This window comes from Planktotalea sp., assembly GCF_039984035.1.
Classification (GTDB): domain Bacteria; phylum Pseudomonadota; class Alphaproteobacteria; order Rhodobacterales; family Rhodobacteraceae; genus Planktotalea.
This window is the reverse complement of the sequence record NZ_JBDWVM010000233.1, coordinates 1-3012: the sequence shown is the minus strand read 5'-3', so window position 1 is coordinate 3012 and position 3012 is coordinate 1. Positions and strand designations below refer to the sequence as shown.

Here is a 3012-nt window from a genome sequence, read left to right as displayed (position 1 = left end):
CACTGGAACCCAGAATTGGACCGACATTTCGGACCATGCTTTGGGCAATGTCTGCCATGCGCAGCGCTTCGCGCTTGGCGCATGCGAGCGCGCGAGATGGCGTTTCATGCGCGTTGGGGTCCAAATGTATTGGATGCACTTCATCAGTGTCTTCTTTGTCTGCCGTCACGGACCCAGTTGCCAATGCTACCCATAAACGAGCACCGACGATGCCAACTAGTGCGACAGCGATGTTCAACACCACATGCAACAGGAGCGGCTGCATTTTTTGGGAGAAGCCGAACTGTGGAACCGGCCAAACCAGAATGATTAGCACCCACGCAATTGTCACCCCAGCAAGGCGAACGTAAAGGTTCGCAATGAGCGGAATTCGCGCTGTTGCCGAGGATTGCAGATGAGCGACAACCGGCAACACGCCACTGCCGATGTTCGCTCCGAGAACCATGAACAAACTAGCCTGCGGATCAAGAACCCCTGCGTGTGCAAGCCCGATTGTGAGTAAGATCACTGCGAGGCTTGAATGGGCGAGATATGAAATTCCAGCACCAAGGATCAAAACAAGAAGAGGTTGTTTTGCAAAGATCCCAAGGATCGTTGCGAAGTCTTTTAACTCGCTGATGCGCAGGGCGGTGATGCCGACAAGGGACAGTCCCAACAACACCAAACCGACTCCCAACGTTGATTTGTACAAACCGATGGTGCGCGGAATACGCGCCGATTGCCCGCCGAAATAACCGACCGCAATCAACAATGGTGAAACCGCCGTAATTTCCTGAGACGCTATTAAGGCCGCGATTGCTGTTCCAACATCGGCGCCCAAAACTGTGATGAATGCAGTGGCTGCGCTGATAGCACCTTGCGCAGCGAAAGTCGCTGAAATCATTGCAGTGGCCGCGCTGCTTTGAAGCAATACAGCAACTAATAGCCCGGTTAGGAATGTTGGGACGACACGCCCTTCGGTTCGCCCGGCCAATCGCTTTAGGCTACTTCCAAATGCACGCATCATGCCGTTGCGCACCTGTCGTAGTCCAAACAACAACAAGCCAACTGCGCCAACCAGTTCGATCATAAGGAGCATAAGCGACCTATTTTTTGTTTCGTAAGTAAGGGCGAATTGAAGGGTTAAGTCAGGCAGGCACTCGAAAAACCTGTCCCAGATCTAGATTTGCGAAAGATCTTCATCGTGACGCGCTAAAGCGTTTTGCACGCGCGCTGGATAGTCTGAAATTATTCCGTCAACGCCAAATCCGATCATCCGGTCAATATCGACGATGTCATTGACCGTCCAAACGTTAACAAGCAAACCTAAGTCCTGCGCCTGTCTTAGCGCATCGACCGTAAGGTCTTTGAAAAACGGACACCATACTTTGCCACCGAGATCTGCGATCGCTTGTGGCAAGCTGGCATTGTGGTTGTTCAGTGAAACTCCATCAAGCCAAAGGGAACCATCTATGACATTTGGTTCCATCGTGGTGCCATGTGCCTGTTCAAGCGTTAGGTATCCTCGTCTAATTTGGGGATTCCGTTTGGCGCAGGCCGCTTGTACACGCCAATCAAAACTAGAGATGACACACCGATTACTCAAATCATGCCGTTCAATAATATCAACCACGTCTGACACGATCACATCGGGCGCATCATACAGATCAGTGTTCAAAGCATGTGATTTGATCTCAACGTTTAGCAGCATCGGCGCATGGTCAGAGGCCCATGCACAGAACGCATCAAATGTTGGAACCTTTTCATGTGGCAAACGCGCCTGATCGGGAAACAGAATGTGATCTGTGCTAGCAGGACGTAACGCGCCAACCTTAAGCTGCTTTACTTGTTCAGCTGTAGTTTTACGCACCAAACGAATTTCTGCTTCATCGTTTAATGTCACGTGTGGATCATGGGCCAGCACAGTCAAACGATTGGCCGCGTTCTGGACATCGAACTCTACCGCGGTGACGCCAATGTCAAATAGATATTGAAAGCCGGCCATTGTGTTTTCAGGGTAGATACCCCGCGCGCCCCGATGGCCGAAGACTTGTATACCTCGTTGTTTTGCGTCGCTATGCATTAGATGCGCTGCCCGGTTTCAGCGTCAAAGAAATGCAAGTGTGCGGGATCAACTGAAAAACGGATCGCTTCGCCCGCGACCGCATGATGCACCCCCGGAAGGCTGAGTGTGAACGCTTCGTTGGTTCCGTTCAGTCGGCCATGCAACAACGTATTTGCCCCTAGCGGCTCGCCCATCTGTACAGTGATCGAAAGGGGGCCATTTTTATCAGCAATGACGTGTTCGGGGCGAATGCCAGCTGTCACTTTTCCTACGGCAGAGGTTTGTGCCGGAACTGAGGTATCAGCGACCTTTAACGTCTTTCCCTCGATCACTGCATCAAAAACATTCATGGATGGGCTGCCGATGAACTGCGCGGCAAAAAGCGTTTGCGGGGTTTCGTAAACTTCAAGCGGTGTACCGATTTGTTCGGCGCGTCCACCATTCATGACGATCATTCGGTCAGCCATTGTCATGGCTTCAACCTGATCGTGGGTTACATACAATGACGTGATGCCAAGGCGGTTTTGGAGGTCGCGAATTTCAAGCCGCATTTGCACGCGCAGCTTTGCATCTAGGTTGGACAATGGTTCATCAAACAAGAACACGGCAGGCTCACGCACAATCGCACGGCCCATCGCCACTCGTTGTCGTTGACCGCCAGACAGATCACGCGGGCGGCGATCAAGGTAAGGCTCAAGCTGCAACAGTTTTGCGGCGTCGTTGACCTTTGCCTCGATCGCGGCTTTCGGAACCTTCGCAATTTTCAGGCCATAGCCCATGTTGTCACGCACGCTCATATGAGGGTAAAGCGCGTAGTTTTGGAACACCATCGCGATATCTCGGTCCATCGGTTCAAGATCATTGACGATTTTGCCGCCAATCGCGATCTCACCTTCGGATACGCTTTCCAACCCCGCCACCATGCGCAAAAGCGTGGATTTACCGCAGCCAGACGGACCAACAATCAC

3 protein-coding genes are annotated in these 3012 nt (G+C 52.0%); all 3 read right to left on the bottom strand.

The window, feature by feature from the left end; all coding sequences use genetic code 11:
- On the bottom strand, positions 1 to 1078 hold a 1078-nt coding region (locus ABJQ89_RS10545; protein WP_348496198.1), incomplete at its 3' end, for a Na/Pi symporter.
- A gap of 81 nt (positions 1079 to 1159) precedes the next feature.
- Positions 1160 to 2062 (bottom strand): glycerophosphodiester phosphodiesterase family protein, encoded by a 903-nt coding sequence (locus tag ABJQ89_RS10540; RefSeq protein WP_348496197.1) that lies wholly within the window; start codon positions 2060 to 2062, stop codon positions 1160 to 1162.
- Positions 2062 to 3012, bottom strand: a 951-nt coding sequence (gene ugpC, locus ABJQ89_RS10535) for a sn-glycerol-3-phosphate ABC transporter ATP-binding protein UgpC (protein WP_348496196.1), incomplete at its 5' end; no start/stop codon positions are given. The genes ugpC and ABJQ89_RS10540, both read right to left, overlap by 1 nt.